The organism is Desulfobacter sp. UBA2225, assembly GCF_002348205.1.
In the GTDB taxonomy this organism is placed as follows: Bacteria; Desulfobacterota; Desulfobacteria; order Desulfobacterales; family Desulfobacteraceae; genus Desulfobacter; species Desulfobacter postgatei.
Genome location: NZ_DDYV01000040.1, coordinates 1 through 5,375, shown reverse-complemented (window position 1 = coordinate 5,375; position 5,375 = coordinate 1). Strand labels below are relative to the sequence as shown.

The window sequence follows — 5,375 nt, the reverse complement described above, 5'->3', positions numbered from 1 at the left end:
ATATCAAATGAGCGAATGGGGAGTTGGATAATGAACAAAAAAAGAAAAAAATTGCCAATCTTCTTACGAAACTTCGAAGATCAGGAAAAATTCAAAACGAGGGTTCTAAAAAGACCCCCCAATGGAAAATTGCAGAATAAAATACATGTTTTGCAGAATAAATGCAGAATAAAATATGCTAAGTGATTTAAAATGAAGCTAAAATTTAAAAAGCAGGCTTATCAGACACTCGCAGTTGAGTCTGTTGTGGATTGTTTTAAAGGGCGGCCAAATACAGCCGCCATCCGTATCAAAATTTTCAAAACCGCCGCCCCATTGATGTAATTAAAGCCAATCGCCCTAACTTCGTGGATGGGCTTTGTCGTACACCGCCATCAGGCGATCCATGCTCACATGAGTGTACACCTGGGTAGTAGACAGGCTGGCATGGCCCAATATCTCCTGAATACCCCGAAGATCTGCACCGGAATCCAGCATATGAGTGGCAAAGGTATGCCGTAAGGTGTGGGGTGATATTTTTAAGCCTAACCCGCATTCCAAGACCACCTTATCCAGAATACGTCGAATGGACCGCCTGCCAAGCCTTCCAAAATTTTTATTTAAAAATACGGCAGAATAATTTTTCTTAAGATCAGCCCGGTAGGTTTGGATGGCATCAAGGGCACTTTTGCCCACTGGTATGATGTGCGCGTTTTGTTTCCTTTGCCTATGACCCGGATCAGTCCGGCATTAAAATCAATATCCTGGATATTGAGCATGTGAAGCTCACCGATTCGTATGCCCGTGGAATAAAAAGTCTCAAACATGGCAAGATTGCGTCTGTCCATCCAGGAATCTCTTTTCATGGTGTCCAACAGCCTGAAAATATCATCAATTCTCATGGTCTTGGGAAGGGTTTGCTCAAGTTTTGGAAAAGGGATGGCATCAGCAGGATTTAACGAAATCATCCCGGATCTGACCAGGTAATCAAAAAAAAGATTTTAATGCGGATAGACGCCTTGAAAGGGTTTTTTTACTTTTTTTTAAGGCAGTCTGGGCTGCAAGATATCTGCGCAAGATCATCTTGTCTACCTGTTGGACCGTTTTTTCAAATGCCTGTTGCCAGTTTTCATCCCTGCAGTTGCAAGTCTCCAGATAAAAAAGGATAAAGCTTTTTATATCCGTAAAATAGGCACGAAGCGTATGGGCAGAATACCCTTTTTCAGCTTCCAGAATAATCAGATAGTCATCAAGAATCATAACGGTCTATTCCTGCGTAAGCTTTATGTTTCAGAGTAGAGTGTTCACAAGCGCCTAAGGGTGGTAGGTGGACATGACCGGCCCCCCGTGACATTGAAGGAAACATAATCAAATCCCGGAAAAAAAATACTATTCGTTTTGCTTATAACCATAATTATAAGTTCTAATGCCTTTAACGGCCCTTTCCTGGTCAAGAGTCTTGACAATTCCCTGTCGTTCCATTTCATTAATCATCTCTACTGATTGTTTGTAAATAATTCCCAGTTCCCTGGATAATTCGGAAATTGAGGCATAACCACGATTCTTGACTATATTCACGGCTCTTGAATAATCCCGACCATTAAATTGTTGATAGTTGAACAATTTAGAGACACTATCAAACTTTAATTGGACATCTAAAAATCTTTCCCTGACATCATGACTGAGATCCGGGAAGTCTTCATCAACTAACGTTTCGATAGTCTTTAAAACGACATAAAGAACCTCCAAGAGTTCAGTGATTTCAGATTCTATCGTAGAAAATAACATCTTAATAAGTACGGATTAATAAAAAAGTATTGTAAAATCAGTACACTAAGAAGCATTAAAGCCATGTAACACCCCATACAGCAGAATTCATACCAAATAGTAATAATTCAAGTTATTATGATTTTATGTCAAGTTGTCATCAGTCCCAAACACCTATAAATACGTTGTTTCAATAGAACTAAACAATTTGGTGTAAATAAAAATTAATATTTATTTAGTCTTTCCAACAAAAAGCCCGGCAGCCACATGCTGCCGGGCTTTTTGAGGGATCAAGGACTCGGATCGGATTAGAAGAGCTTTGCGTACCTTTCATATCCCGCTTAGGCCAGTTTGTCTTTGGGGATGAACTTCAAGGCACCTGAATTAATGCAGTACCGAAGGCCCGTGGGAGCTGGACCATCGCCAAACACATGGCCCAGGTGGGAATCGGCAACCTTGCTTCTGACCTCGGTGCGTGTCATGAACAGACTTTTGTCCGTCTTTTCAACGATATACTCCGGCTCCAGGGGTCGGGTGAAACTGGGCCAGCCTGTACCGGACTTGAATTTATCCGTTGATGAGAACAATGGTTCTCCGGATACGATATCCACATAAATCCCCTCTTTTTTATTGTCCCAGTATGCATTCTCAAAGGGGCGTTCCGTGCCTTTGTGCTGGGTGATTTTATACTGCATGGGGGACAACATTTTTTTGATGGCGGCATCTGAGGGGCGCGTCCACGCCGCTTTCATCCCGTCTTTTTTCATGTGCGTGTCTTTCCAGGCCTTTTCGATAAACTGATCCCGACCCGAATTCCACCGGTAGTATTTGTAGCTGATGGGGTTTTTTTTATAATAGTCCTGATGGTACGCCTCGGCAGGATAGAAGGTCTCAACCTTCGTGATCCGGGTGACAATGGGCTTGTCAAAGACCATGGCGGATAACAGGTCCTTTTTGGAAGCCGCGGCCTCCATCTTTTGCCTGTCGGTGTGGTAAAAGATTTCAGAGCGGTACTGATTGCCCCGGTCCACAAACTGTCCGCCGGCATCCGTGGGATTGATGTGGCGCCAGAAGTAGTCCAGAAGTTCCTTATAGGTTACCACCTCTGGGTCGAAATAGACCTGAATGGCCTCGGTGTGGCCTGTGCCGCCGCTGGAGACCTCTTTATATGAGGGATGGGGCTTATGACAGCCGGTGTATCCTGAAATCACCTTTTGGACGCCCTTGACTTTTTCAAAGTCCGCCTCCATACACCAGAAGCAGCCTCCGGCAAAGGTGGCAATCTCGGGTTTCATCATATTATCGTCCATCATGTTTCCGGACCCCTCTTTTTTAATGGCGTCCTCTTTCACCTCCCCTTCCATGCCTGCAAAGGCATAGAATCCAAGGGCGATGAACAGGGTGAGGGTCGTAAGGGTTAGAATGATCTGTTTGGATTTCATGGCAAATCTCCTTTCTAAGGGTTTTGGGTTTCCTTACCCCTTATGTTAGAAAGATAACATCACAGATAGATCGGTCAAAGGTCACAAGTTTATCACAAAAAATCGACCATGGGGGGCTTTACCCCGGCATTGAATTTTATTAGGACCGCTGCCACGGGGGCAGGGAAAAGGAAAAACAGCTCCCCCTGCCCGCTTGACTTTCAACCTGAATCTCTCGGTCGTGGAGTTGGAGAATCCTGGAGGTAATGGCAAGGCCCAGGCCAGTGTGCCCATCTTTTTTTCTGCTAAACGGATCGGACTGGTAGAAGCGGTTGAAAATATGGGGCAGCTCTTTTTCAGGGATGCCCGGGCCTGTGTCGCTGATCCGGATCATTACCTCGGTTTCCAAGGAAACCGCAACAGACACCCTGCCCTTTGCCGGGGTATAGTGCAAGGCGTTTTCAATAAGATTTTCCAGGGCCCTCTCAATCAGAGCGATGTCCGCCTCAACCAAGGGAACGGTCTTTTCGAAACTCAGGCTCAGTTCAATCTCTTTTTGTTCTGCGGCAAGGGTAAATTTCTGACAGATATCCTGGATCAGCTCCCTGAGGTCAAAGGGTTCCGGAAAAAGATCCATGTGGGCGGACTCCAGGCGGGCCAGGTCAAGCAGTTCCGTGACCAGGGTGTTGAGGCGGCGACAGTGGCGGATGGCAATCTCAAGGTAGTGGTGCCGTTCTTCGGCAGAGTATTGATTCTCCTTGATGAGCAGGGTTTCGATATACCCCTGCAGGGTGGCCAGAGGGGTACGCAGGTCATGGGAGACATTGGCAACCAGCTCCCGCCGCATCTGCTCAGAGGCCTTCAGCTCCGCCATCTGGGCCTTGATCCGGGCAGCCATCTCCCTGAAAGTGGTGCTCAGCCGGTCAATTTCATCGGGCGGTCCCTGGCCCCTGGGCAGATCGACATCAACCCCTGCAGTTCCTCCTTCAAAAGCCTCCATGACGGCGGCAAGTTTTTTCAGCCGCCCGGTGAGAAGGCCGAAGAGGACCAGACCAGCGGCCAGAGCAAAGAGGAGACCTGCCCCGATCATCCAGGCCGAGAGCTGGAGTATATAGCTGCCTTTGAGTTTTTGGGCAACGGAATCGTATTCCTCCCCGCCCAAAATGACGTAGAGGTAGCCCTCAAGGATGCCGTTTCGTTCAATGGGTGCCGCTGAAAAGACTTTTTTTTCGGTAAGGTTTTTGGGGTCATCCCCCTGAACCGGCGGGGTCATAGTGCCGTCCAGCCATTGCTTTACAGGGGCGAGGTTCACTTTGCTGCGCTTGACCCTGCCTTCGGGGGCGGAAAAGGTCAGGATGTTCCCATCAACATCCAGAAGGTAGATCTCAATACCGGGGTTGATGACCATGAGCATGTGGAAGATATCCCTGAGCGCCTTCTGATTCACCCAACCCTCTTCCATGAGAATCCGCTCTTTGACGATTTGTCGGGCCAGGCCCGTGTTCAGCTTCTGGTTCACCTCCTGCTGGTACATATCTGTTGCAAAGACGGTCACCCCGATAAAAATCAGGCCCACCACAAAAAAGAGGGCGGCCAGGCCTGCGGCAATTTTGGAGTACAAAGAATTAAACATCAGCCTCATCCGTCTCCGTAAATTTATATCCTACCCCCCAGACCGTCAAGATATACTGCGGATTGGCCGGGTCGGATTCTATTTTGGCCCGCAGACGGTTGATATTGGAGTTGACGGTATGGTCGTAGCCGTCGTGGCCGTATCCCCAGACATTTTCCAGAAGCTGGGACCGGTTAAACACCCGGCTTGGATGGCGGGCAAAAAAGGTGAGAAGCTCGTACTCCTTTGCCGTAAGATCCACATGCTTCCCTGCAACGGTGACCTTGCGTTTTTCGGGATCAATGACGAGCCCCCCGGCCTGGATGATGTATTCTGACGCGCTCTTCTTCATGACGGAGAGGTTTTCCATACGCCGGAATATGGATTTGATCCGGGCAACGAGTTCCCGGATGGAAAAGGGCTTGGTAATATAGTCATCCGCCCCGAGTTCTATACCGAGAATCCTGTCGATCTCGGAAGACTTCGAGGTCAGCATGAGCACTGGAATGACCAGGCCCATGCCCCGAATGCTTTTAAGAATCTCGATGCCGTCCATGCCCGGCAGCATAATGTCCAGGACGATGAGATCGTAACCC

General features: G+C 47.7%; 8 protein-coding genes. 1 reads left to right on the top strand and 7 read right to left on the bottom strand.

Translation table 11 applies throughout. The features are described from left to right. The coding region (locus tag B3D59_RS02205; RefSeq protein ID WP_286817449.1) for a hypothetical protein at positions 1–186 on the top strand (186 nt) is incomplete at its 5' end. A gap of 153 nt (positions 187–339) precedes the next feature. Here the strand turns inward: B3D59_RS02205 and B3D59_RS02200 are convergent. The 7 genes from B3D59_RS02200 to B3D59_RS02170 all read right to left on the bottom strand — a co-directional run. Beyond that, complete coding sequence (locus tag B3D59_RS02200) at positions 340–675, bottom strand: tyrosine-type recombinase/integrase (protein ID WP_286817448.1); 336 nt, start codon at positions 673–675, stop codon at positions 340–342. After that, positions 600–947, bottom strand: coding sequence for a tyrosine-type recombinase/integrase (locus tag B3D59_RS02195; RefSeq protein ID WP_286817447.1), 348 nt, complete (start codon positions 945–947; stop codon positions 600–602). The genes B3D59_RS02200 and B3D59_RS02195 overlap by 76 nt, the downstream gene beginning before the upstream one ends. A 19-nt stretch (positions 948–966) precedes the next feature. Next, on the bottom strand, positions 967–1,239 hold the full coding sequence (locus tag B3D59_RS02190) for a site-specific integrase (RefSeq protein WP_286817446.1): 273 nt from the start codon (positions 1,237–1,239) through the stop codon (positions 967–969). Positions 1,240–1,368: 129 nt separating this feature from the next. Then, positions 1,369–1,728 carry a DNA translocase FtsK gene (locus B3D59_RS02185; RefSeq protein ID WP_286817445.1) on the bottom strand — a complete coding sequence of 120 codons (360 nt, stop codon included), beginning with the start codon at positions 1,726–1,728 and terminating at the stop codon, positions 1,369–1,371. A gap of 359 nt (positions 1,729–2,087) precedes the next feature. Next, positions 2,088–3,044: a peptide-methionine (R)-S-oxide reductase MsrB gene (msrB, locus tag B3D59_RS02180; protein ID WP_349676853.1), complete on the bottom strand. Its 957-nt coding sequence runs from the start codon at positions 3,042–3,044 to the stop codon at positions 2,088–2,090. Positions 3,045–3,327: 283 nt separating this feature from the next. Then, a complete protein-coding gene (locus B3D59_RS02175) occupies positions 3,328–4,800 on the bottom strand; it encodes a sensor histidine kinase (protein ID WP_286817443.1) in 1,473 nt (490 codons plus the stop codon). Next, a partial coding sequence (locus B3D59_RS02170; RefSeq protein ID WP_286817441.1) for a response regulator transcription factor occupies positions 4,793–5,375 on the bottom strand: 583 nt, incomplete at its 5' end. The genes B3D59_RS02170 and B3D59_RS02175, both read right to left, overlap by 8 nt.

Excerpts from the sequence above, each read along its gene's own strand:
- B3D59_RS02190 (WP_286817446.1), bottom strand. The coding sequence starts at position 1,239 with ATGATTCTTGATGACTATCTGATTATTCTGGAAGCTGAAAAAGGGTAT.
- msrB (WP_349676853.1), bottom strand. The coding sequence starts at position 3,044 with ATGATGAAACCCGAGATTGCCACCTTTGCCGGAGGCTGCTTCTGGTGT.
- B3D59_RS02195 (WP_286817447.1), bottom strand. The coding sequence starts at position 947 with ATGATTTCGTTAAATCCTGCTGATGCCATCCCTTTTCCAAAACTTGAG.
- B3D59_RS02175 (WP_286817443.1), bottom strand. The coding sequence starts at position 4,800 with ATGTTTAATTCTTTGTACTCCAAAATTGCCGCAGGCCTGGCCGCCCTC.